Origin of the sequence: Streptomyces sp. 35G-GA-8, from assembly GCF_023534745.1 — a bacterium.
Taxonomy (GTDB): Bacteria; Actinomycetota; Actinomycetes; order Streptomycetales; family Streptomycetaceae; genus Streptomyces.
This window is the reverse complement of record NZ_JAMHJQ010000010.1, coordinates 126,927-150,619: the sequence shown is the minus strand read 5'-3', so window position 1 is coordinate 150,619 and position 23,693 is coordinate 126,927. Positions and strand designations below refer to the sequence as shown.

Below are 23,693 nucleotides of genomic sequence, written 5' to 3'. Positions count from 1 at the left end.
CCCGCGCGCACCACGAAGACGGAGCGACCGGAAAACACATGAGCACTTCCTCGTATCTGATCAAACGCGTCCTGCAGGCCGTCGCGGTGATCGTCATCGTGACGATCGTCGTCTTCGGCCTGCTGCACGCCCTGCCCGGAGGCCCCGCGCGCGGGATCCTCGGGCCGCAGGCCACCGCACAGCAGATCGCCCACTTCAACCACGAACAGGGCCTCGACAAGCCCCTGCCCGTGCAGTACTTCTACTACCTCGGCCAACTGCTGCACGGGGACCTCGGGACCTCGTACACCCTCAACGAGCCGGTCTCCCAGCTCATCACCGAGCGGCTGCCGAAGACCTTGGTCCTCACCATGCTGTCGGCTCTCGTCGGCCTCGTCCTCGCCATCCCGATGGGCATGTGGCAGGCGGTTCGCCGCAACAAGCCGGCGGACTATGTCATCACCACGCTGAGCTTCATCGCCTACTCCACACCCGTGTACTTCCTCGGGCTGATCCTGGTGCTGGTCTTCAGCCAGGGACTGGCGTGGTTCCCGTCGCAGGCTCCGCAGGGCGAGACGCTGGGCCAGGTGCTCTCAGAACCGCAGGCCCTGGTACTGCCCGTGGTCGCGGGCGCGGCCTCCATGGTCGCGGTGTTCAGCCGCTACATGCGGGCGGCCACCCTGGAGAACCTCTCCGAGGACTACGTCCGCACGGCCAGGGCGGGCGGCTCCCGCTCCCGCGCCATCCTGTGGCGGCATGTGTTCCGCAACTCGCTGACGCCCGTGGTCGCCATGCTCGGCTACTACGTGCCGGTGCTCTTCGGCGGTGCCCTGGTCGTCGAGCAGCTCTTCAACTACCCCGGCATGGGGCTGCTGTTCTGGACCGCGGCGCAGTCCTCCGACTACCCGGTCCTGCTGGGCTGCGTCCTCGTGATCGCCGTCGCCACCGTCGTCGGCACCCTGCTCGCCGACATCGTCCAGCGGATCATCGACCCCCGAGTGAAGGCAGGCCGGGCATGAGCGCCGTCATCCAGCCGGACATGGCCCCGGCGAAAGCCCGCCCGCCGCGTGAGGCATCCGGTGCCCGGCTCGCCGTCCGCCGCTTCCTGCGCAACAAGCTGGCCGTCGTCGGACTCGCCGTCGTCGTCTTCTTCTTCCTGTTCTGCTTCGCCGGTCCGCTGGTGTACTCCACCGACCAGACCCACACCATGCTCCAGCAGGTCAACCTCGCCCCCAGTGGCGCGCACTGGCTCGGCACCGACGCCGTCGGCCACGACGAGCTGGGCCGGCTGATGTACGGCGGCAAGGTCTCCCTGACCGTCGGCCTCGCCGCGGGCGTCCTCGCCACCGTCATCGGCACTCTGTGGGGCGCCGCCGCCGGTTACGCGGGCGGCTGGATCGACGCCGTGATGATGCGGATCGTCGACGCCGGCATCGCCATCCCCGCGCTGTTCATCCTGCTGGTGGTCTCCGCCATCACCACGCCGGGCCTGACGGGTCTCGTCGTCATCCTGGGCCTGGTGTCCTGGCTGGTGCCGTCCCGGCTGGTCCGCGCCGAGACGCTGACCCTGAAGAACCGGGACTACGTCCTGACCCTGCGCGCCACCGGCGGCACGCACGCCCGGGCGATCCTGCGTCACATCCTGCCGAACTCGGTCTCCACCATCATCGTCGCCGCGACCTTCCAGGTCGCCGACGCCATCCTGCTGGTCGCCTACGTCTCCTATCTGGGCATGGGAGTGCGGCCGCCACAGACCGACTGGGGCGGCATGCTCTCCGCCGGTCTCACCGCCGCCTACTCCGGCTACTGGTGGCTCATCCTGCCGCCCGGCCTGGCCATCATCCTCGTGGTGTGGGCGTTCAACGCGATCGGGGACGGACTCCGTGACGCATTCGATGTGAGGGGACGCGGATGACCGCCACCACCAAGGACTCCGCCGCGCGCACCGCGGCATCCGGCCCGATCCTCGAACTCGACGACCTCGGCGTCGTGTTCACCACCGAGACCGGCGACGTGCCCGCGGTCAAGGGCGTGTCCCTCCATGTCGAGCCGGGCGAGACCCTGGCCCTGGTCGGCGAGTCCGGCTCCGGCAAGTCGACCATCGCGCTCGCCGCGATGGGCCTGCTCGCCGGGAATGCCCGTGCCACCGGCAGCGCCGTCATCGCCGGCACCCAGATCGTCGGCGCCTCGGAGAACCGCCTCGCGACGCTGCGCGGCAAGACCGTCTCCATGGTGTTCCAGGAACCGGCCACCGCACTCGACCCGCTCACCCGGATCGGGAAGCAGATCACCGAGGTGATCCGCAACCACCGCGAGGTGTCCGCCAAGGACGCCGCCGCCGAGGCCGTCGAACTGCTGCGCCGTGTCGGCATCCCCGAACCGGAGAAGCGCGCCCACACCTACCCGTTCCAGCTCTCCGGCGGACAGCGCCAGCGGGTCGTGATCGCCATGGCCATCGCCAACGAGCCCGGCCTGCTCATCGCCGACGAGCCGACCACCGCCCTCGATGTGACTGTGCAAGCCGAGATCCTCGACCTGCTGCGCCGGCTCGCCGCCGAGACCGGCACCGGCGTGCTGCTCGTCACCCACAACATGGGCGTCGTCGCCGACTTCGCGGACCGGGTGGCCGTCATGTACCAGGGCGAGATCGTGGAAACCGGACCGGTCGAGGACGTCCTGCTGCGCCCCGCGCACGACTACACCCGGCGCCTGCTGGCCGCCGTACCCCGGCTGTCCGTCGCCGGGGCCGCGGACGGCACCGGCCGGCCGGCCGCGTCCGTGCCGGCCCGGACGAACCCTTCCACGGCCGAGCCGTCGGCCCCGCCTGCCGGGACCGGCGGACCCGAGGCCGAACCGGTGGTCGAACTGCGTGACATCAACGTGGTGTTCGGCCGCGGCAAGGCCGCCGTACGCGCCCTCGACGGAGTGTCGTTCCGGGTCGGTCCGGCGGAGACCCTGGGCCTGGTCGGCGAGTCCGGCTCCGGCAAGTCCACCGCCGCCAGGGTCGCGCTCGGCCTGATCCCGCCCACCTCCGGCACCGTCTCCCTGTTCGGCGCCGACCTCGGCCGCACCCGCGCCCGGGCCCGCCGCGCCCTGCGGGCCGGCATCGGTGTCGTCCTCCAGGACCCGGTGGCCTCCCTCGACGCTCGGATGACCGTCGGCGAGTGCGTCGCCGAACCCCTCCGGGTGCACCGTCGCGACCTGTCCGTCAAGGACCGGCAGGCCAAGGTCGCCGCCGTCCTCGACCGGGTCCGGCTGCCACGCGAACTCGCCCGCCGCGCGCCCCGCGAACTCTCCGGCGGACAGCGCCAGCGGGTCAGCCTGGCCCGGGCCCTGGTCCTGGAACCCCGGCTGCTGGTCGCCGACGAACCCACCAGCGCGCTCGACGTGAGCGTGCAGGAAGCGGTCCTGGAGGTCATCACCGAACTCCAGGACGAACTCGGCTTCGCCTGCCTGTTCGTCTCCCATGACCTCGCCGTCGTGCAGCACTTCGCGCAGCGCGTCGTCGTGATGCGCGCGGGCCGCATCGAGGAGCAAGGCACCACCGGGACGACCCTGCTGCACCCGGAGACCGACTACACACGCCGTTTGCTGGCCGCGGTGCCGGTACCCGACCCCGTGGTGCAGCAGGGCCGCAGAGCCGAACGCCTGGCCATCATCGCGGCCGGCCGTACGGAGGCCCAGGCGTGAGCGGACCTCTTTCTCCGCCCCGCACCCCGCGGGACCCGGCGATTCCCACCACCCTCCGGCCGCTGATCGCCGGCATCGACATCGGCGGCACCACCACCCAGGTGGTGGTCTGCTCGGACGATCTGACCGTCCTCGACGGCGCGGAGGTCGCCACCCCGGCGCTTGAGGGCGGCCGGGCCATGGTCGGCGCCGCGCTCGACGCGCTCGCCCCGTTGCTGGCCCGTACCCCGGGCCGCCTGGTGGGCGCCGGAATCGGCGCCGCCGGGGTGGTGGACTCCGTGAACGGCCGCATCCTGGTCGCAAGCGACTCCTTCCGCGGCTGGGCCGGCTTCGCTGTCACCGCCGCCGTCGAGGAGGCCCTGGGCGTCCCGGCCTTCCTGGACAACGACGTCAACGCCTTCCTCTACGGGGAGGTCTGCGCCGGAGCCGTACGCGGCGAGGCCGACGTCCTCGGCATGACCCTGGGGACCGGTGTCGGCGGCGCTCTGTGGACCAACGGCGCCCTGTTCCCGGGTCCGCACGGCGCGGCCGGCGAGATCGGGCACATCCCCGGCTTCGGTGACCTCCCCTGCTCCTGCGGCGGCCGGGGCCACCTGGAGACGTTGGCCTCCGGCCGTTCCATCACGGCTCGTTACGCCGACCGCACCGGCCACCGCCTCACCGCCCGTGAAGTCGCCGAGGCCGCCACCGAGGGTGACGAGAACGCGCTCGCGGTCTACCGCGCCGCGGGAACGGGCATCGCCCACGCGATCGTCATCACGGCGGGCGTCGTCGACATCACCACGGTGGTCGTCGGCGGTGGCGTCAGCCGAGCCTGGCACCTGCTGGAGCCCGCCATCCTGTCAGCCCTCGCCGTCGAACCCCCGGTCAGCGGCCACCCCGTCCGCCTGGTCCGGGCCGCCCTGGCCTCCGACGCCGTGGCGGTCGGCGCCGCCGCCCGCGCCCGACGTGAACTGGGCACGGAGGTGAGGGCGACGGCGTAGGGACAGCACCACCGGCCGCCGGTCCGCGGGCCCGACCCGCGGACCACACCGGCATGGCGGCCCGGCTGGTGATGTGCGACGCACGCCCCATCGGCGAACTGGCGACCCGTACCCGCCGTCGACTCGCAGCGGTTGACTCTTGGTCGTTGACCAACTTTACTGAGAGGAGGAATTGGTCACTGACCAAAATTGGAGGTGGTGAAGGGTGCCCGGAATCAAGGCGCTGATCTCCGGCGCCGGTATCGCGGGCCCGGCGCTCGCCTACTGGCTGGCGCGGTACGGGGCGCAGGTCACGGTCATCGAGTCCGCGCCCGCGCGCCGCACCGGCGGGCAGCTGATCGACATCCGCGGCAGCGGGCGCGACGTGATCGCCCGGGCGGGCCTGGCCGAGGTGGTTCGTGCCGCCCGCACGAGCGCGGACGGGCTGTCGTTCGTGGACGCGCGAGGACGGCGGCAGGCATCGGTCCGGGCGGACGGCTTCGGCGGGGACGGGCCGGTGACCGAGACCGAGATCCTGCGGGGCGCGCTGGTGGAGATCCTCCACGAGGCGACCGACGCCTCGGTCGAGTACGTCTTCGGCGACCGCGTCGACGCACTCGACGACCGACGCGACGGCGTGCACGTCACCTTCGCGAAGTCCGCGCCACGCCGCTTCGACGTTGTGGTCGGGGCCGACGGCCTGCACTCGGGCGTGCGCGCCCTGGCGTTCGGCCCGGACGGCGCGCGGCTGCGCCACGTCGGCTACTACCTGTCGTTCTGGACCGCGCGGAACACGCTGGGGCTGTGCGACTGGACCGAGGTGTACTCCGAACCGGGCCGCACCATCGGAGCCCGCGCCGTGAACGGCAACACGCAGCTGATGGCGTTCCTCTCGTTACGCTCCGCCCCGTTCCGGTACGACCCTCGCGACACCGCCGCGCTGAAGACCGTCGTGCGCTCGCGCGCCGCCGGGATGCGCTGGCACGCCGACAAGCTGATCGCCCAGTTGGAGGACACCGCGGACTTCTACTTCGACGCGTGCAGCCAGGTGGTCCTGCCGCGCTGGTCGTCGGGCCGCATCACCTTCCTCGGCGACGCCGCGTTCTGCGCCTCGCCCATGTCCGGGCACGGCACGACCATCGCGCTGGTGGGGGCCTACGTTCTCGCCGGCGAGCTGGCCCGGGCGCAGGGGGACGTCGCCGCCGGGCTGCGGGCGTACGAGGAGCGGCTGCGCCCGTGGATCACCCGAGTCCAGCGGTTCGGTCAGCACAACGGCAGGACCATGACGCCGCGGACGCGGGCCGGCATAGCGTTCCGGCGCGGCGTGGTGGCGCTCCAGGAGCGGCTGCCGCTCGGCGATCTGCTGCTGCGCGACCAGATCCGTCTGTCGAACGGCTTCGCGCTGCCCGACTACACCCTCTACGAGAGGACACGGCCGTGATCGAGCATGTCGACCCGCCCGCGCTGGCCCCTCCGGTCGGCGGCCTCTACCACCATCTCGCGATCGCCCGTACGGGATCCGTCGTCGCGATCGCGGGACAGGTCGCCCTGGACGCCGAGGGCCGGCTCGTCGGCGAGGGCGATCACGTGTCCCAGGCCGAGCAGGCGTTCCGCAACGTCGCCACCGCGCTGGCCGCGGTCGGCTGCGGCCCGCACGACCTGCTGAAGAACACCATCCACGTCGTGGGGCACCGCCCCGACCTGGTCGAGCCGGTCTTCGCCGCCGGACGGCGGGCCTTCGGCGGCCACTGGCCCCGCAGCGCCAGCACGTTCATCGGCGTCCAGGCGCTCGGCCGACCCGAATGGCTCATCGAGGTCGACGGCCTGGCCGTCGTCCCCGCACACTCCCCGCTCACCCAGCACGACCGGCGGGCACCGACCTGCACCGAGGAACACAGGAGCACGACATGACCACGAAGACGAAGGCATGGTTCATCACCGGCGCCTCCAAGGGGTTCGGCCGGCAGTGGACCGAAGCCGCCCTGGAGCGGGGCGACCGGGTCGCCGCCACGAGCCGCACCGCCGGCGCGTTCGACGACCTGGTCGACGCCCACGGCGACAACCTGCTGCCGATCCGGCTGGACGTCGTCGACCGCGCGGCCGTCGACGCCGCCGTGCGCCGGGCCGCCGACCACTTCGGCCGCCTCGACGTCGTCGTCAACAACGCCGGCTACGGCCTGTTCGGCATGGTCGAGGAGATCAGCGAGGAACAGGCCCGGGCACAGATAGAGGTGAACCTGCTCGGCCCGCTGTGGGTCACACAGGCCGCGCTGCCGCACCTGCGCGCCCAAGGCGGCGGACACATCATCCAGGTCTCCTCGATCGCGGGCGTCTTCTCCCTGCCGGGCCTGGGCGTCTACCACGCCTCGAAGTTCGGCCTGGAGGGATTCACCGCCAGCCTCGCCAAGGAGGTCAAGGACTTCGGCATCAAAGTCACCCTCGTAGAACCCGCCGGATACGCCACCGACTGGGCCGGACCCTCCTCCGTCCACGCCGAACCCCTGCCCGCCTACGACGGCTTCCGCGCTGCCATGCAGCGCCCGGCCGGAGTGCGCGGCGAGCCCACCGCCACCCGCGCGGCGATCCTCACCGTCGTCGACGCCGACGAGCCGCCCCTGCGGATCTTCTTCGGCAAGGGACCTCTCGATGTGATCCGGGCGGAGTACGCCTCCCGCGTCGACGAGTGGGAGCGCTGGGACGCGGTGTCCCAGGCCGCGTTCGGCGCCTGAAGAGGGCCTGAACAGGCCCGCTTGTACCATGAGCCGGTAAAACGCGGTGGGTGACGGAGAACGGAACGGGACACGAGGATGCGCTGGACGCTGGACGACGTGATCGAGGCGGCGTTCACCACGCTCGAAGCCGAAGGGCTCGACAAGCTGACGCTGCGCGGGGTCGCCCGCACCCTCGGCTCCCACCTCAACTCGGTGAGCTCATACGTGAAGACGAAGCAGACGCTCATCGAGACGATGGCCGACCACATCGTGGGCTCCGTCGACGTCACCCACCTGCCCGACGAACCCGTCGAACGGGCCCGCACGGTCGCCACCCGCTACCGGGACGCCCTGCTCGCACACCGCGACGGCGGCCGCCTGGTGGCCGGCACCTTCACCGGCACGGGCAAGACCCTGCGCGTCGGCGACACCATCGCCGGCGCCCTGCTGGACGCCGGACACCCCGAACCGGACGCCGCCCGCCTGTGCTGGTCGATCGTCTACTTCACCCTCGGCCTCACCCAGGAACAGCAGACGCCCTCCGACAACCCCCGCGGCTCGTTCCAGGAACTCGTCGCCACCGGCGGCTACCCCGCCCTCGCCCGGATCGGCGAACACCTCATGGTCGGGGACTCCTTCGACAACCGCTTCCACTACGGACTGTCACGGCTGCTGCCCCCAAGAGCCTGAACCCGCGAACACGGGACGAGACGGCAGTACCGCTCACGGCGGACTCCGGGCCGCCCGCGGGCGCGTCGGATCGTCGCCTCGTCAGCATGCGTCGCTGGGCGTACCCGCCCTTTCGAGGAGTTGAGCGGTAGCCGCCCACAGCCGCCGTTCCCGGTCGCGGTCCTGGGCGACGGGCCGTACCTCACGCACCTTGTCGATCACCACGAACTCGCCGTCGCGCAGGTTCGCCCACGTGTCGTCGAGCGCGACCGAGGCCAGCGCCGGCCCGGAACGTTCCGGGGTGGCGACCCCCGGCAGGCGCGCCAGGCCGCGCCCCACCGTCCGGATGGCCCGGGGCGCTCCCCGGCCCAGTGCGGTGCCGGGCATCCAGCCGGGTTCGAACACCGAGACGTTGATGCCGGGTCCGGCGTGGCGCTGGAGCTCGTGGGCGTAGTACAGGATCGCCAACTTGGCGTTGGAGTAGGCGACACCGGTGGACTTCAGGCCCGGATTCTTCTCTCCGGTCCCGGCCCTGGCGATGTCGACGGGGTCACGCCACTTCGCGGCGGGGACGCCGAGGATCCGTCGGTAGATATTGGCGTGGTAGGTGTTCGAACCGAGCAGCACGACACGGGCGGGCGCGGTGAATGAGCCGAGCAGGTCGCCGATGAGCTGGGTGTGCGCGAGATAGTTCACGGCGAAGGTCATCTCGTAGCCGTCGGCCGAGGCGACGCGCGTGTCGGCCGACATCTGGCCGGCGTTGGCGACCAGCGCCCGCAGGGGCCGTACCGCTCCCGCGTCGAGCAAGGCACGCGCGGTGGCCGCCGCAGCCCGCACATCGGCGAGCCGGGACAGGTCGCAGCCGACCTCGTGGACCGTGGCGCCCCGCGCGCGGGCCTCGTCGGCGACCTCCGTGAGCGCCTTTCCGGCGCGGCCCACCAGCAGCAGGTCGGGGCGCTCCCCGTCCGGGCGGTCCGCCATGGCGAGGGTGGCGGCACGGCCAAGGCCCCTGGTCGGGCCGGTGATCAGAACAGTTCCAGTTTCCGAGACAGTCATGGGCCGAGTTTCGGACACCGCAGTGCGGTCAACCAGTCGTCGCGTTGTCGTAGGAATACCAGGGCCAGGACAACGGCGACACCGCCCCGCACACTGAATACATGGAGTCGTGGGAGTTCGGCCGGATGGTGCGCCGGTGGCGTGACCGCGTGGCGCCCGAGACCGTCGGTGTTCCGGCCGGCCGGCGCCGCCGGGCGAGCGGGCTGCGACGCGAGGAGCTGGCCGGGCTCGCCGGGATCTCGACCGACTACCTGACCCGGCTCGAACAGGGGCGGGCGACCGCACCCTCGGCACAGGTCGTGGGGGCACTCACGCGGGCACTTCGCCTGTCCGACACGGAGCGCGACCTCCTTTACCGGCTGGCCGGTCACACAGCTCCCGGGCCCGACATCGTTTCGTCGCGTGTCGCGCCGAGCGTGCAGCGACTGCTGGACCGGCTGGCGAACACCCCGGTCGCCGTGTACGACGCCACCTGGACCCTCGTCACCGCCAACGCGCCCTACGACGCGCTCATGGGCGAGACGTCGACCTGGCACGGCATCGAACGCAACGCCATCTGGCGCAACCTCGTCGGACTCCGCAACCGCACCGTACACACCGCGGAAGAGCAGGCCGGCCACGAGGCGCGACTCGTCGCCGACCTGCGGCTGACCGCCGCCAAGTACCCCGCCGACCGAGCGTTGCGGCGGCTCATCGGCGAGCTCTCCGACCAGTGCCGGCGCTTCACCGACCTCTGGGAATCCGACGACCCGGCTCCGCTCCCGGACCCGTCACGGCGGAAGGTCGTCGATCACCCGGTGGTCGGCCGGATCACACTGGACTGCGACCCGCTCATCGTCGCGCTGGACGATCTGCGCATCATGGTCTACACCGCCGAGCCCGGCACCGAGGACGCCGATCGTCTCGCGCTCGCCATCGTTCTCGGCACCCAGACGCTCGTCTATTGACCCAGGCCGTGTCTGTTCGCGTCCTGGATCACTCGAACCCGCGCGCCGTGCCCCGTTCGAGCCGGTAGCCGTGCCCCCGCAGCGTGGTGATCCGAGGAAGACGGTACGGCTGTGCCACCGCCGGTGGCTGATGCTCCGCGTCGGTCAGACGGCGTCTCAGTCCGGCCATGGTCACATCCAGGGTCTTCGTGGAGCCGAACCAGTTCTCGTCCCAGACCTCGGCCATCAGTGTCTCGCGCGACACGGCCTCTCCCACGTGCCGGGCGAGCACGGCGAGCAGTTCGAACTCCTTGGGCCGCAGCGTGATTTCCCGGCCGCGAAGGGTGCACCGCCGCGCGGTGATGTCGATGACGATGTCACCCAGCGGGATCGGCATCTGGGGCTCGGCGCCGAGGGTTCGGCGCCGCAGATGGGCTCGCAGCCGGGCGAGCAGCACGGTCAGGCTGAACGGTTTGACGAGGTAGTCGTCGGCCCCCGCGTCGAGTCCCGCGATGACGTCGATGTCGTCCGTGCGGGCGGTGAGGATGACGATCAGCAGCTCGGGGAAGCGGGCGCGCAGGGCGCGGGCGACGTCCAGCCCGTCCATGTCGGGCAGGCCCAGGTCCAGCAGCAGGACGTCGTACGGGGTCCGCGCGGCCTCGGCGAGCGCGCCCGCGCCGGTCCTGCTCCAGGCGGGCGCGTAGCCGTTGCCGCGCAGTCCGGTTTCCAGATGGCGGCCGATGGTGTCGTCGTCCTCCACGACGAGGACGTGGATCCGGCCGCTCTCCGGTCGGGTGGGCGTGCGCATGAGGTGCAGCGTAGAGCGTGCCGGCTCACTCACAGATCGCGGAGCTCCTCGACGGCGGGCCGGGCGGCCCGGCGCACCCCGTTCAGGGCCGCGGCCAGCACGGCCGCCGCCGCGGCGACGGCGGTCAGCGTCAGATAGCCGCCGGGCACCGCCAGGGTGTCGGGCGGCGGATCGAACACCCCGGTCAGGACCTTGACCAGCATCTCCGACAGCACCCAGCCGATGAGCGCGCCCCCGGCCAGTCCGCCGGCGCTCAGCAGCAGTGCCTCGGTGATGACCATGCCGCGCAGTTGACGGCGTGTGGCGCCCAGGACGGTGGCGATGGCGAAGGTGCGACGCCGTTCCGCCAGACCGAGCGCGAGCGCGAGCCCGCCCGATCCGGCGGCCAGCAGCACCGCGAAGACCAGCTCGATCCGGGTCAGCCCGGACAGGTCCACCGAGGTCAGGCTGGTGCCGACGGTGCCGCGGGTCTGGGTGAGGTCGGTGACCGTGGCACCGGTACCGAGCCGATGCCTCAGCTCTGCCGCGACCCGCTTGTGGTGGGTGCCTCCGGTGTCCAGGAGGAACGCGCCGATCGCGTCACTGCCGGTCGCCTCGGCGACGTAGGACGCGTTGGCGACGAAGAAGCTGTCCTTCGGCGCGGTCGGGAACTCCTTCGCGACCCCCACGTAGTGGAAGGCGACCGTGCGCAGCGCCTTCGTGCGGGCGTCCTGGATCCGCAGATTGATCCTGTCACCGGGCGCGAGCTGGAAGTCCTTGACGGTCTCCGCGCTCACCAGCAGTCCGTCGGGCTGGTCCGCCAGGCGTTTCATCAGCGTCGCGGCGCTGCCTCCGGAGAAGTACGCGTCCCGCAGCGAGGTGGCCGAGGAGATGGTGTCCGGGCGCACACCGTAGAGGTCCTGGAGATCGGAGCCGACGTACGCGAACCGGTGCTGGAGCGGTTCGACATGGTGGACGCCGGAGACCTTCAAGGCGTCTGCCGCGCTCGGAGGCGTCCGCGCTCCGGGCGGCTCGGTGACCGTCACATCGGCACCGTTGGTGAGACGCGCGTCGACCTCCGCCTGCTGTTTGTACGTCGCGTTGAAGGTCGCCGTCGACACGGCGAACGACACGGCGAGGGCGAGCAGCACCACCGCGCGTGCCAGCGGTCGTCGGCGCCGTGCGAGTACGGCGGCGGTGGTGCCGGCCAGGTGGGAGGCGAACGGACGCGACAGCCGGGTCAGGATGGAGCGGCCGTGGGTGAGGGCGAGCAGTGTGAGCCGCCATATCAGCAGCGCCGCGCCGATCCACAGCAGTGCCGGGCCGAGGAAGGCCCAGTACGAGACCGAGATGTTCGGCACTCCCTCCGGGGCGAGGACCAGGGCGTACTGGTTTCCTGACGAGGCGCGGAACACCAGCCAGGAGCCGATGAGCAGGGCCAGGTCGAGCCCGTAGCGCAGCCACCAGGGGGAGCCCGTGCGGCGTTCGGCGCGGCGTGTGTCCGCGACCGTCACCGTGCGCAGGTCGCGCAGTGCGGGAACGAGCACGGCGCCCGCGGCCACCGCGACACCGAGCAGGAAGGCGAGGACGTACCAGAGGATCCATTGGCCGGCGCTCGTCCCGAACGAGGCGGATCCGAAGGCGACGCGGCCCGTCAGCGCGGCGATGCCGAGTCCGGCGGCGCCGCCGCAGACCCCCACCAGCGCGGCCTCCAGGCCGGACAGTGAGGCGATCTGCCGCGGCCGCAGTCCGCGCAGCCGGAGCAGGCCCTGCTCGTGGCGTCGGCGCTCGCCGCCCGCGGCGGCGACCGAGGAGGTCAGCGCGGCGGCCAGAACCGCCCCTGGTACGCCCAGGAACAGGAAGAGGATTTGTGCGTACAACGCGTCCTGACGGGCGGAGTCGAGCGCGGCGCCGAGGTTGTTCCCGACGATCGCCCCGCCTGAGGAGCGGGCCTCAAGGTTGTGTGCCGAGCCGGTCACCGTGGTGAAGGCGGCTGCGGGGTCGGCGGGCAGCCGGGCGTCGCGCGCGGCGTGGATCTGCGTGGTGACACCGGTGGCGTGCCCGGTCAGGGATGCGAAGGCGGCGGAAGGGAGCAGCAGTACGTTGTCGGGCGGCGCGGCGGGCTGGGTCTGGCTGGGGGCGCCGACCTTCTGGAACAGCGAGTCGGCCTGCGGGAGGTCGACGACTCCGGCCACCCGTACCTGTCGGGTGCCGGCGCCGGGGAGCTTGACGCCGATGGTGTCGCCGGGCGCGGCACGCAAGTTGGCCGCGGTCTGCTGGGCCAGCAGAACGCCGGTGTCGCTTCCGGTCAGGTGACGCACCGCGCCCGGGAAGAGGTGCTGGTAGCCGTCCGGCAGGCCGAGCACGACGCCGGGTCCCGTCGTCTGCGTACTGCCCTGGACGGTCGCCGCGAACGAATCGCTGCGGGCGAAGCCGACCGGGACGGCGCCGCGGACGCCGGGCGTCCCGCGCACCAGCGAGAGCATCGCGTGCGGGTCGGCGCCCGGCTGTACCTCGATCTGCCAGTCGACGGCGACCGAGCGCACGGCGCGCTGCGTCATGGTTGCCTTCGACGCGGTCAGGAAGGACCCGAGCGAGGCGATGAGGGCGACGGCCAGGGCGATCCCGGCGAGGGCGGCCAGGAGCCGTCCGGTGCGGTGGCGGGCGAGACCGCCGGCCCATGCGGTGATCATGATGTCTCCTGCGGTTGCGGGCCGTTTGCCGCCGTGCCCAGCAGCCGGCCGTCGTTCATGGTCAGCCGGGTGGTCAGGCGGGCCGCGACCGCCGGGTCATGGGTGGTGACGACGAGGGCGGCGCCCGTGCGGTCGGCCGCGGTCAGCAGAGCGTCCAGGACGTGCCTGCCGGTGGTGTGGTCGAGGCGGCCGGTGGGTTCGTCGGCGAGGATGAGCCGGGGTGCCTGGGCCAGTACCCGGGCGGCGGCGACGCGCTGTGCCTGACCGCCGGAGATCTCCTCCGGCAGCCGGTCGGCCAGGTCGGCCGCGTTCACGAGCGCGAGCGCCTTGACCGCCTCGGTGCGGGCGCGCCCGTCCGGCATCCCGGCAAGCACCAGCGGGAGCGCGGTGTTCTCGGCCACGTCCAGGGCCGGGATCAGGCTGTCGCTCTGGAAGACGAGTCCGATGCCGTGCGGACCGCCGGCGGCGGGCCAGGTCACGCTGCCCTTGGTCGGCTGTTCCAGGCCCCCCAGCAGATGCAGCAGCGACGACTTGCCCGAGCCCGAGGGCCCGACCACGGCGAGCCGGTCGCCGGCCCGCACCCGCAGACTCGCCCCGTGTACCGCGACCACGGCGCCCGCTCCCTGGCCGAAGGTGAGCGCGACGTCCTGGCAGGCGACGAGCACGTCGGTGGACGCCGACGAGTGTGGCGCGGGCTCGCCGCGCGCCGGTGTGGCCGGTGTGCTCGCCGGCCTCCGGGGGTTACGCGGTGCCATCGCCGGCCCTCCCGTCGTCCAGGGCGATCACCCGGTCGGCCACCCGGACGGCCTGCGCGCTGTGCGTGACGATGAGGACCGCGCAGCCAAGGGCGGCACGGTCGCGCAGCAGCTGGAGGATCAGGCGTTCGGTGGTGCCGTCGAGCTCGCCGGTGGGTTCGTCGGCGAGCAGTACGTCGGGGGTGTTGGCGAGCGCGACGGCCAGGCCCGCCCGCGCCAGCTCCCCGCCGGAGAGCTGCCGGGGCAGCGCGTGGGCGCGCTCCGCGAGGCCGACCTGGTCGAGCAGGTTTCGGGGCGACGCGGCCGGCCGGCCGCGCACGGCGCTGTGCGCGAGGCGGATGTTGTCGCGCACGCTGAGATGCGCGACCAGATTGCGCGTCTGCAGCAGTACGCCGATACGGCGGGCCCGCAGCCGGGCCCGCTCTGTCTCGGGCCGGTGACTGATACGGATGCCCGCGACACGCACCTCGCCGCCCGACGGCTCGTCCAGACCGGCCAGACAGGACAGAAGCGTGGACTTCCCCGCCCCGGACGGCCCGACGACGGCGACGGTCTCACCGCGCCGCACCCGCAGCGACACCCCGCGCAGCGCGAGCGTCTCCTCCTCGCCGGCCCGGAAGAAGCGGTACAACTCCCGGGCGCAGAGGGCGACATCGGCCTCCAGGGCCGTATCCGCATCCGCATCCGGATCCGCGTTCACGTCTGCGCCGGGAACACCGCCGGCCGAGACCTGACCTCGCATCATGGCCCTCACTTCCACGCGAAGGAGTCGCTGATGATGCGCCAGGGATCGACGTTGTCGGCGTTCACCGGCCCCGACAGGGTGAGGTCCACTTCATGGCCCTGCCGGTAGAACGCGTACCGCTCGAACGCGTCGCGCACGACCTTGCCCGTGACCGCATCGGCGGCCGAGTCACCCTGGTACGTGAGCAGGACGGCCGGGCCCGAGTGCCGGGTCACCCGCGAGGCCCGGGGGTCAGCGAACTTCGGTACCTGGCCGCGCAGTTGAGGGACGACCTCGGTGTTCACCGAGGCGACGCCCGGGGCCGTGGAGGTGGTCGCGGTGGAGATCTGGACCCGGTTGAGCTTGTCCGTGAACACCGCCGTGCCGCCCTTGACCGTACGGGCCCAGCCCTCGGGGACCTTCACCGTGAAACCGCCACCGGACGGCCCGTAGGTGACGAAGGCCTGATTGTCGGGGATGTCACCGGGCGGATTGGACTCGGTGGGCGCCGGGGCGGCGCTGTCGCCGCTCGGCGAGCCGGATCCGGCACCGGTGGACGACCCGGACCCGTTCCCCGACGAACACCCGGCGGTCACCGTCGCCGCCAGCACGAGCCCGACGACACCGATGGTACGTACGCCTGCCATGGCCACTGCCCTCCTGAGAATGCCCTGCCGAGTCACCCCTCCGATGGGCGGGTGGATGGCCGGGCGGTCATGGCACCGACGCTAGGAGCCGGTGGGTTAACAGCCTGCTCGGCCCGGGTTAGACGACGGCAAAAGCGTGCGGGGCACCCCATGGCGGGGCGGGCGGGGCGCATGATGAGGGAATGAGACAGCGTGTCGCGCGGGTGGCCGTCACCGCGGTGCTGGTCGCCCTGGTCCTCCTCGCGACCCCCCTTGCCCTCGCCATCCGGTCCTCCCTGTACGCCGATCAGCGGGACACCCTTGAGCGGGCGGCCCTGGCCGCCGCCGTCCATGTCAACGCGGACTACCGGACCGGTGACCCGGCCGAACTGCGGGCACCGGGAGCCGGTGAACGCGTCGGCCTGTACGACCCGGGACAGGCGCTGCGAGCGGGCACCGGGCCCCGGGCCGGGGACACGATGGTGCGCCAGGCGCTGCACGGGCTGATCGCGCGGACCACGACGGGCAGCGAGCTCGTCGTCGCCGTCCCCGTCTCCCACAACGAGGAGGTCATCGGCGTCGTCCGGGCCTCCTCCGCCGTATCAGCCGTGCGTGAGCGAGTGTTCCTCGGCTGGGCGGCGCTCTGCGGCGCGGCCCTGCTCGCCCTCACCGTCGCCGTCCTTGTCACCCGCCGCCAGGCGCGGGTGCTCGCCGCACCGCTGGAGGACCTGTCCCGGCACTGCCGGGCCGTCACCGAGGGGGATCTGACCGCGAGGGCGGCGCCCAGCGCCATCGCCGAGATCGACCAGGTGGCCCGTACGCACAACGACATGCTGCACAGCCTGGCCGAACTCCTGCGCCACGAGCGGGACTTCACCACCAACGCATCACACCAGCTGCGCACGCCCCTCACCGGCCTCCAGCTCACCCTGGAGTCGGGTCTCGAACGAGACGACGCACAGCTGCGGCCCGTGGTGGAGGAGGCCCTGGCCGCCACCCGCCGCCTGCACCGCACGGTGGAGGAGGTGCTGCGGCTGGCCGGATCGGGCGGCCTGCCGTACCACGCGGTGCCGGACCGCCCCCTGGACCAGATACTGGAGGAGGCCGTACAGCGCCGGCACGGGCTGTTCGCCCAGGCCGGCAGACGACTGGAGTACCCGCTCCAGGACATCCCGGCCGGTGTACGCGTGCCGGGCGGGCCCGTCACCGAGATCCTCGGCGTCCTGCTGGACAACGCCCACGGACACGGCAGCGGCAGCGTCCGGGTCACCGTCCGTGATCTCGGCGACGCCCTCGCGATCGACGTCGGCGACGAAGGCACCCTGCGCACCGATCCGGCGCGCCTGTTCTCCCGCGGGCACACGGGCGGCGACCCGGTCTCCACCGGCGGTACGGGCATCGGCCTCGCACTCGCCCAGGATCTGGCCGTCTCGCTGGGCGGCAGGCTCTTCCTCGCCGGCGGCGACCCCACGACGTTCACCCTCCTCATCCCGGTCCGCTCGGTCGAGTAGGCGTACCTCCTCGGCGGTCAGGATGTGTTCAGGATCCGGCTGGCAGGGTCCGGAGGCATGGCATACGAGACTTCTGACATCACCGGGGCAGGCGGGTCGTACCGACGAGCCGAAGCCGCTCCCGGCCACCGCCTCCGCCTCCGCCGGAACAAGGTTCCCGAGGTCACCGCGTACTTCTGGATCATCAAGGTGCTGTGCACGACGGTCGGCGAGACCGCGGCCGACATGCTGAACACCAACCTGGGGCTGGGCCTGACCGGGGTGTCGCTGCTGATGAGCGCACTGCTGGCGGGGGTCCTCGTCGTCCAGTTCCGCACGAAGGCCTACCGGCCGGGCGTCTACTGGCTCGCCGTGGCCCTGATCAGCGTCGTCGGCACCCTGATCAGTGACAATCTCACCGACAACATGGGCGTACCGCTGGAGGCCAGCACATCCGTGTTCGCGCTCGCCCTCGCCGTGGTCTTCGCCGTCTGGTACAGCCGCGAGAAGACCCTGTCCATCCACAGCATCGACACGGTGTCCCGCGAGGGCTACTACTGGCTGGCCGTGCTGTTCACCTTCGCGCTTGGCACCGCGGCCGGTGACCTCGTCGCCGAGCGGATGGCCCTCGGCTACTGGGTCTCCGCCGTCCTGTTCGGCCTCGCCATCGCCGCGATCGCCGTCACGCGTCTCGCGCTCGGTCTGAACGCCGTGCTGAGCTTCTGGATCGCGTACATCCTCACCCGCCCGCTGGGCGCCTCGATCGGCGACTACCTGTCGCAGCCGACCGGCGACGGCGGCCTCGGCTTCGGCACCGTCGTCACCAGCGTTCTCTTCCTCGCCGTCATCCTCGGCCTGGTCGTGTACCTCTCGATCACGCGCCGCGACGTCATCAAGGCGGACCGGCTCAGCCCGGAGGCAGGCTGACCACGAAGGCCGCGCCCGGGGTGTGCCGCTCTTCGTGGTGCACCTCGCCGCCGGCCGAGCGGGCCAGGCGTCGCGAGAGCGGCAGCCCGAGGCCCGCTCCGCCGTGCCCGTCCCCCGGATCGGCGCGGCGCCCCGGCTGGAACAGCTGCGACGTGAACGACGCGGGTACGCCCGGACCGTCGTCCACGACCTCGACCCGTACACCGTCGGCATGCGGGCGCACCCGGATCTCGACCCGCTCCCGCGCGTGCCGCAGCGCGTTGTCGAGCAGGGGACTGACGATGCGCTCCACGAGGGGCCCCGGCACTCCTGCCGACAGGCCGGTGTCCTGTCCGGAGAGGACGACCGTCACCTGCCGCGGCCTGGCGGCACTCGCCGCGAGCCGCCGCAGGACGGGCAGTACGTCCGTGGAGCCCGGTACGGCGACCATGCTCTCGCGGGCGTCATCGAGGAGGGTGTCGCAGATCGTGCGCATGGACCGGGCGGCGTCGAGGATCGCCGCGTGCGTGGCCAGGGTGTCCGCGGCGGAGCGGGGGCGGGTCTGCCACCAGTCGAGTTCGGCGATGATGAGGGCGAGCGGATTGCGCAGCTCGTGCGAGAGCTCCCGGGTGAGCTGCCGCTCGTGCCGCAGCAGTGCCCGGATACGGTCCAGGAGCGCGTCCAGCGACCGGCCCAACTCGGCCAGTTCCCTGGGCCGTTCCCCGTTCCCGAAGCGCTCGTCGGAGGCCGTCGCGCTCCACCGGCCGGCGTCCTCGGTCATGGTGGCCACGGGGCGCAGCGCGCGCCGGACCGACAGCCGCGTCAGCGCGTAGGTGCAGGCCAGCATGACCGCGTCGAGCGCGAGCGACGCGTAGAACAAGGTACGGGCCGAGCTTCGATAGGGCGAGAGGTCCAGCGCGGTGACGACGGCCATGTCCTGCTTGCCGCCCGGCACCGGCCGCACACACAGCCGGACCGTGCCGTGGCCCCGGGCGGTGGCGCAGGCCGGTCCGCCCGCTGCGGCCAGCCGGCCGGCGGCGCGGGTCAGCGAGCCGTTGGCCGTGGCGGACCCGGGCTTCTCGATGAGCCGGCCGCCCGCGTAGATCCACACGTTCGTGTCGAGCAGTTCCTCGCCCGGCGACTCCCTGACGTTCACCCGGGGCCCGATCGTGTCGACGGTCGCGGCGACCACCGCGGCCCGCGCGCGCAGTTCGTCGTCGGCCTGGCGTTGCAGATGGCGCTGGACAACGGCGTTGAACACGACGGTGAGGATCACCATCAGCAGCGTGGCGGTGGTCAGCGCGACCAGGGAGAGCCGGCCGCGCAGGGTGCGCGGCCGGCACCGGGAGAGGAACGCCTTCATGACAAGCGGTGCCCGACGCCGCGCGCGGTGGTGACGCTGAGCGCGCTGCCGCCCGCACGGAGCTTGCGGCGCAGCCGGGTCACATACTGGTCGAGCGTGTTGTCGCTGACCTGGGCGCCCTCGGGCCAGCCGACCCTGATCAGTTCCCGCCTGCTCACGATGCCCCCGGACGAGGCGATGAGAGCCGCGAGAAGCCGGAACTCCGTGGGCGTGAGGCCGACCTCGGTACCGCGTACCGACAGACTGTGTCCGACCGGGTCCAGCGTCACATCGCCGGTCGCCGCGACCGGTACGGGACCGGCGCGCTTGAGGGCCGCCCGCAGCCGGGCCGCCAGCTCCGCCAGATGGAACGGCTTGGGCAGGTAGTCGTCGCCCCCGGCGGAGAATCCGGCGAGCCGGTCCGTGAGGTGGTGATGGGCCGTCAGGAAGATGACGGGCCAGAGGAGGCCTCTGGCCCGCACCGCCTGGCAGACGTCCCGGCCGTCGGCGTCAGGCAGTCCGACATCGATGACGGCCGCGTCGACGACGTCACCGGCCAGCCGCAGCGCCGTCGCCCCATCGGGGGCCGGCGCGGTGCGGAAACCCTCGTCACGCAGGCCGCGCACCAGGACGTCACGCAGGGCGTGATCGTCCTCGACGACCAGAATCCTGTGCGGCATGATCCTCCCTGGTCCACCCGTGTACGTCGTCGCCCACGTGCCGTGCCACAGGACCGCGAGCTGTGACGCGGTAACCAAAGGTGGGGCCGTCGCTCGTGGCCCCGACCCGTGTGACTACAATCCTGTAGACGGTCTACTGAACTGTAGACGATAGCTCGGCGAGGATCGTTCCCATGGACCAGGATCGTTCCCATGGACCAGCTCGAAGGACGAACGCCGGCCGACGGGTGAGCTCGGGGCCGGCATGACGGCGGCACTGTGGTCGGCCCGGGAAGCCGCTCACCACCGGTGGGCGGTCGACAGATCCTGACCCTCGGCCGTCGCCTGGAACTGGCGAGCCGGTCGAGCCTCAGGGGGCACCACGGCTCCGGCTCGGGTCTGGGACGGGCAGCTGTCCGCCTCAGAGGTGTACTACCCGGAAAACCGCTTGCCCGCGTCAACCGTCGTGATCATCCTGGTCCGATGGACTTCGAAGATGCGGCGCGAGCGTGGCGTGAAGATGGCTTCGTCATCCTCCCTGGCTTCATCCCACCCGATGAGCTGAAGTCTGCGGCGGACGAACTGGATCTGCTGTTCCCGTCCGCCGAGGGATTCCACGACGCAACCGATGCGCGCCGCGAGCGCTTCATCGGCGACCAGTTCGCCGGGATCGACTACTTCCCGTTCGCCAGCACGGAGATCAGCCTCCTGGCTGTGAACCACCGGATCCTGACCCTCGCCGAGACGCTGCTGGAGGACGACGGCGTCCAGATCTACGGGGCGGAGGCATGGGCGAAGTATGCCGGCGCCAGCGACTACGACCAGGACCTGCACCGCGACTACCTGGGCCACACTCTCCTGGTGCCCAGCACTGCGCCCGGCTTCCGCCAGCTGGAGATGTTCGTGTACCTGGCGGACGTGCCCGAGGAGTTCGGCCCGGCGCACCTCGTCCCGCGGAAGCACACGGCCGACCTTCCCGCCGTGCCCGACAGGTATCTGCGACCCGGCGTCGAAAGCAGGAGCCGCTTCCACGACGGCAGCGGCAGCCCGCACCTGTACGGAGCGCAGGTGTCCGCGGCCGGTCCTGCCGGGACAGTCGTCGCCTTCGAGATCGGCACCGTTCATCGCGGCACGGCGATGACCGCGCCGCGCGGCGCCCGCTACACCATGCACCTGAACTTCCGTCCCTCCGGTGTCCAATGGGGGCAGCGCCGGGGCTGGGCCTACTCCGCCGGTCAGCGGGACTGGTTCACGTTCGTCGAGCGGGCCACGCCGCGCCAGCTCCAGGCGTTCGGGTTCCCGCCGCCTGGACATCCGTACTGGACACCGGAGACGCTGGCCGGGACGGCGCTGCGGTATCCGGGGCTCGACCTCACGCCGTGGCGCCAGCCTGGCTGACCCCCTGCCGCATGGGGTGGACATATGGACGGGGTCGGTACGGACCGCACGGCATGCCGCCCGACGGCACACCCGACGAGCCACCGTGTTCCTGACCGCGTACACATGCCAGGCGTCATCCCTCGGCCACCACGGCGACCTCGCCCGCCGGGACGGTGATCATGCCCGGTGAACGGGTGCCCGAGAGGACATCGATCCCGGTGGTGGCCACCTGCGCGGGGTGGTCGGTGTGGTTCACGGCGAAGAGCCAGGTCATGCCGTCGGGGTTGGTTCGGCGGGTGACCTCCACTCCGCCGCCGGCCCCTTGGACCGGCGCGGCGCAGCCTGCCTGTGCGGCCCACCGGGAAAGGAGCCGCAGGAGGGAGGTGGAGTCCGGGCGGGTGGCCAGGTAGCGCGCGGTGCCGCGACGGAGGATGGCCGGGCCTCCTCGCGCGGGTCCGTCGAGGAATCGGCTCTCCACCTCGGTGCCCGGATCGGGCAGGACGCGCTCGGCCCACAGATGGCCGGTCACGTCGTCGTCCAGGCCGACCGATGCGCCGGAGGCGAGCGGAAGGTATTCGTCCACCCGCAGGCCGAGCAGGTCACGCAGCGCGCCGGGGTACGGGCCGGGGTGGACGCGGTCGTGCGGGTCGACCACTCCGCTGAACGGGCCGACGACCAGGTGGCCGCCGCGTGCCGTGTAGTCCTCCAGCGCCCTGGCCGTGTCGGTGGACAGGGCGTAGAGCGAAGGCACCAGCAGGAGGCGCTGTTCTCCTGGAGCCGGTACCACGTCGCAGGACAGACCGAGGCTCCACAGAGCGCGGTGCCAGTCACGAAGAACGCCGGAGCAGGTCATGTCGCCGCTGGGCCGGTGGGGCAGTTGCAGGGCCCACATGGCTTCGTAGTCCAGCAGGAGGGCGATGTCGGCGGGCGGGCACGTGCTGCCGGCGATGTCGGCGAGGCCGGCCACGGTGGTGCCGAGGGCTTTGGCCTCCCGCCAGATCCTGGTGTCCTCCCCGCCGTGGGGAACCATCGCCGAGTGCCATTTCTCCGGGCCGTAGGCGGACTGGCGCCACTGGAAGAACAGGGCGCCGTCCGCGCCGCGGGCGAGGTGGGTCAGTGTGTTGCGGGTCATCTCCCCCGGGGTTTTGGCGACGTTGCGGGGTTGCCACTGCACCGCGGAGGTGGAGTGCTCCATGAGGATCCAGGGCGCTCCGTCCGCGAGACCACGGGTCAGGTCGGCGGCGAAGGCGAGGTCGGCGGCGCGGTCGGGGTCCTCGGACATGAGGTAGTGGTCGTTCGAGACGATGTCGACCTCGCGCGCCCAGCGCCAGTAGTCGCTCCAGCGGAGCGCGCTCGCCGTGAAGTTGGTGGTGACGGGGCGGCCGGGGGAGTGGGCGCGTACGATGTCCCGCTCCGCGCGGAAGCAGGCCAGCTGCTCGCTGTCGCTGAAGCGGTAGAAGTCCAGCCAGAGCCCCGGCGAGAGGCTGCCGGTGCTGGTGCGCGGCGGGGTGACCTGGCCCCAGTCGCTGTAGCGCACTCCCCAAAGGGCCGTGCCCCAGCGGCCGTTGAGGGCGTCCAGATCGTCTCCGTAGGTGGTGCGCAGCCAGTCGCGGAACGCGTCGGCCGAGGTCGCGCACCAGCAGTGGGCGTTGCCGTTGGCGTACTCGTTGTTGATGTGCCACATCACCACGGCCGGGTGATCGCCGTAGCGTTCGGCGAGGCGGCGGGTGACCAGCGCGGCGCGTTCCCGGTAGGCGGGTGACGATGCGCAGTACGCCTGACGGGAGCCGGGCGCGAGCGTACGCCCGTCGGCCGTGACCGGCAGCGATTCGGGGTGGGCGTGGGAGAACCACAGCGGGGGTGCCGCGGTGGGCGTGGCCAGGTCGACGGCGATGCCCGACGCGTGCAGGAGAGCGATGACCTCGTCGAGGCCGGAGAAGTCAAAGGCGTCCGGCCCGGGTTCGATCCAGGACCAGGCGAAGACACCGAGGGTCACCAGGTTGACGTCGGCCTCGCGCATCAGGCGGACATCGTCCTTCCAGATCGCTCTGTCCCACTGCTCGGGGTTGTAGTCGGCGCCGTAGGCGGGGCGTGGAATGCGGCCCCACGCGAGACGCGGGTGGTCGGATCGCGGCATGGCGAAGCTCCTGAGTCCTGAGCTGCGGACAACGCGGTCGAGAAGCGGGCCGGTGGGTGCGATCGGCGAGGGCACCGGGACGTCCCAGGAGCCGGCGGTGGACGCGTTGCCGGTTACTGCTCGACGCGGGGTCCAGGAGGCGGCGGTCGATGCCGCCCGCGGCGACGAGCGCGCTCAACTTAGGCGGGCCGCGTCGAGGTG

The 23,693-nt window shown here is 72.0% G+C and carries 21 protein-coding genes; 12 read left to right on the top strand and 9 right to left on the bottom strand.

What is annotated here, in order from left to right; translation table 11 throughout:
* Window positions 1–38: 38 nt before the first annotated feature.
* The 8 genes from M1203_RS23870 to M1203_RS23835 all read left to right on the top strand — a co-directional run bounded on the left by M1203_RS23870 (window position 39) and on the right by M1203_RS23835 (window position 8,032).
* Window positions 39–998 (top strand): ABC transporter permease, encoded by a 960-nt coding sequence (locus M1203_RS23870; protein ID WP_249951826.1) that lies wholly within the window; start codon window positions 39–41, stop codon window positions 996–998.
* Window positions 995–1,894: an ABC transporter permease gene (locus M1203_RS23865; protein ID WP_249951825.1), complete on the top strand. Its 900-nt coding sequence runs from the start codon at window positions 995–997 to the stop codon at window positions 1,892–1,894. The genes M1203_RS23870 and M1203_RS23865 overlap by 4 nt, the downstream gene beginning before the upstream one ends.
* Window positions 1,891–3,669 (top strand): ABC transporter ATP-binding protein, encoded by a 1,779-nt coding sequence (locus tag M1203_RS23860; protein ID WP_249951824.1) that lies wholly within the window; start codon window positions 1,891–1,893, stop codon window positions 3,667–3,669. The genes M1203_RS23865 and M1203_RS23860 overlap by 4 nt, the downstream gene beginning before the upstream one ends.
* Before the next feature lie 62 nt (window positions 3,670–3,731).
* Window positions 3,732–4,652 (top strand): ROK family protein, encoded by a 921-nt coding sequence (locus M1203_RS23855; protein WP_249952011.1) that lies wholly within the window; start codon window positions 3,732–3,734, stop codon window positions 4,650–4,652.
* Window positions 4,653–4,857: 205 nt separating this feature from the next.
* On the top strand, window positions 4,858–6,072 hold the full coding sequence (locus M1203_RS23850; protein WP_249951823.1) for an FAD-dependent monooxygenase: 1,215 nt from the start codon (window positions 4,858–4,860) through the stop codon (window positions 6,070–6,072).
* Complete coding sequence (locus tag M1203_RS23845; protein ID WP_249951822.1) at window positions 6,069–6,542, top strand: RidA family protein; 474 nt, start codon at window positions 6,069–6,071, stop codon at window positions 6,540–6,542. Before M1203_RS23850 ends, M1203_RS23845 begins: the two co-directional genes overlap by 4 nt.
* Window positions 6,539–7,360, top strand: a complete 822-nt coding sequence (locus M1203_RS23840; protein WP_249951821.1) for an SDR family NAD(P)-dependent oxidoreductase — start codon at window positions 6,539–6,541, stop codon at window positions 7,358–7,360. The genes M1203_RS23845 and M1203_RS23840 overlap by 4 nt, the downstream gene beginning before the upstream one ends.
* Window positions 7,361–7,438: 78 nt before the next feature.
* Window positions 7,439–8,032, top strand: a complete 594-nt coding sequence (locus M1203_RS23835) for a TetR/AcrR family transcriptional regulator (RefSeq protein WP_249951820.1) — start codon at window positions 7,439–7,441, stop codon at window positions 8,030–8,032.
* 81 nt (window positions 8,033–8,113) lie between these two features.
* On the opposite strand, the gene M1203_RS23830 is transcribed toward M1203_RS23835, so the two are convergent.
* Complete coding sequence (locus M1203_RS23830) at window positions 8,114–9,067, bottom strand: SDR family NAD(P)-dependent oxidoreductase (protein WP_249951819.1); 954 nt, start codon at window positions 9,065–9,067, stop codon at window positions 8,114–8,116.
* A 101-nt stretch (window positions 9,068–9,168) separates the two neighbouring features.
* On the opposite strand from M1203_RS23830, the gene M1203_RS23825 reads away from it, so the two are divergent.
* Window positions 9,169–10,014: a helix-turn-helix transcriptional regulator gene (locus M1203_RS23825; protein WP_249951818.1), complete on the top strand. Its 846-nt coding sequence runs from the start codon at window positions 9,169–9,171 to the stop codon at window positions 10,012–10,014.
* A gap of 28 nt (window positions 10,015–10,042) precedes the next feature.
* On the opposite strand, the gene M1203_RS23820 is transcribed toward M1203_RS23825, so the two are convergent.
* The 5 genes from M1203_RS23820 to M1203_RS23800 are packed head-to-tail and all read right to left on the bottom strand — an operon-like array spanning window position 10,043 to window position 15,599.
* Window positions 10,043–10,801 carry a response regulator transcription factor gene (locus M1203_RS23820; RefSeq protein WP_249951817.1) on the bottom strand — a complete coding sequence of 253 codons (759 nt, stop codon included), beginning with the start codon at window positions 10,799–10,801 and terminating at the stop codon, window positions 10,043–10,045.
* Between the two features lie 29 nt (window positions 10,802–10,830).
* Window positions 10,831–13,473 carry an FtsX-like permease family protein gene (locus M1203_RS23815; RefSeq protein ID WP_249951816.1) on the bottom strand — a complete coding sequence of 881 codons (2,643 nt, stop codon included), beginning with the start codon at window positions 13,471–13,473 and terminating at the stop codon, window positions 10,831–10,833.
* On the bottom strand, window positions 13,470–14,228 hold the full coding sequence (locus tag M1203_RS23810; protein WP_249951815.1) for an ABC transporter ATP-binding protein: 759 nt from the start codon (window positions 14,226–14,228) through the stop codon (window positions 13,470–13,472). Before M1203_RS23810 ends, M1203_RS23815 begins: the two co-directional genes overlap by 4 nt.
* Entirely contained in the window at window positions 14,215–14,970 is a 756-nt protein-coding gene (locus tag M1203_RS23805; RefSeq protein WP_374403903.1) for an ABC transporter ATP-binding protein, read from the bottom strand. Before M1203_RS23805 ends, M1203_RS23810 begins: the two co-directional genes overlap by 14 nt.
* Window positions 14,971–14,978: 8 nt before the next feature.
* Entirely contained in the window at window positions 14,979–15,599 is a 621-nt protein-coding gene (locus M1203_RS23800; protein WP_249951813.1) for a hypothetical protein, read from the bottom strand.
* Between the two features lie 182 nt (window positions 15,600–15,781).
* Between M1203_RS23800 and M1203_RS23795 the strand changes: the two genes are divergently transcribed.
* Complete coding sequence (locus M1203_RS23795; protein ID WP_249951812.1) at window positions 15,782–17,089, top strand: HAMP domain-containing sensor histidine kinase; 1,308 nt, start codon at window positions 15,782–15,784, stop codon at window positions 17,087–17,089.
* Window positions 17,090–17,146: 57 nt separating this feature from the next.
* Window positions 17,147–17,995, top strand: a complete 849-nt coding sequence (locus M1203_RS23790; protein ID WP_249951811.1) for a hypothetical protein — start codon at window positions 17,147–17,149, stop codon at window positions 17,993–17,995.
* On the opposite strand, the gene M1203_RS23785 is transcribed toward M1203_RS23790, so the two are convergent.
* Window positions 17,976–19,337 (bottom strand): sensor histidine kinase KdpD, encoded by a 1,362-nt coding sequence (locus M1203_RS23785; RefSeq protein WP_249951810.1) that lies wholly within the window; start codon window positions 19,335–19,337, stop codon window positions 17,976–17,978. The genes M1203_RS23790 and M1203_RS23785 overlap by 20 nt on opposite strands.
* Window positions 19,334–19,996 carry a response regulator transcription factor gene (locus tag M1203_RS23780; protein ID WP_249951809.1) on the bottom strand — a complete coding sequence of 221 codons (663 nt, stop codon included), beginning with the start codon at window positions 19,994–19,996 and terminating at the stop codon, window positions 19,334–19,336. The genes M1203_RS23785 and M1203_RS23780 overlap by 4 nt, the downstream gene beginning before the upstream one ends.
* Before the next feature lie 462 nt (window positions 19,997–20,458).
* Between M1203_RS23780 and M1203_RS23775 the strand changes: the two genes are divergently transcribed.
* A complete protein-coding gene (locus tag M1203_RS23775; protein ID WP_249951808.1) occupies window positions 20,459–21,373 on the top strand; it encodes a phytanoyl-CoA dioxygenase family protein in 915 nt (304 codons plus the stop codon).
* 115 nt (window positions 21,374–21,488) lie between these two features.
* Here M1203_RS23775 and M1203_RS23770 read toward each other — a convergent pair whose 3' ends face one another.
* Window positions 21,489–23,492, bottom strand: a complete 2,004-nt coding sequence (locus M1203_RS23770; protein WP_249951807.1) for a beta-galactosidase — start codon at window positions 23,490–23,492, stop codon at window positions 21,489–21,491.
* Window positions 23,493–23,693 lie beyond the last annotated feature (201 nt).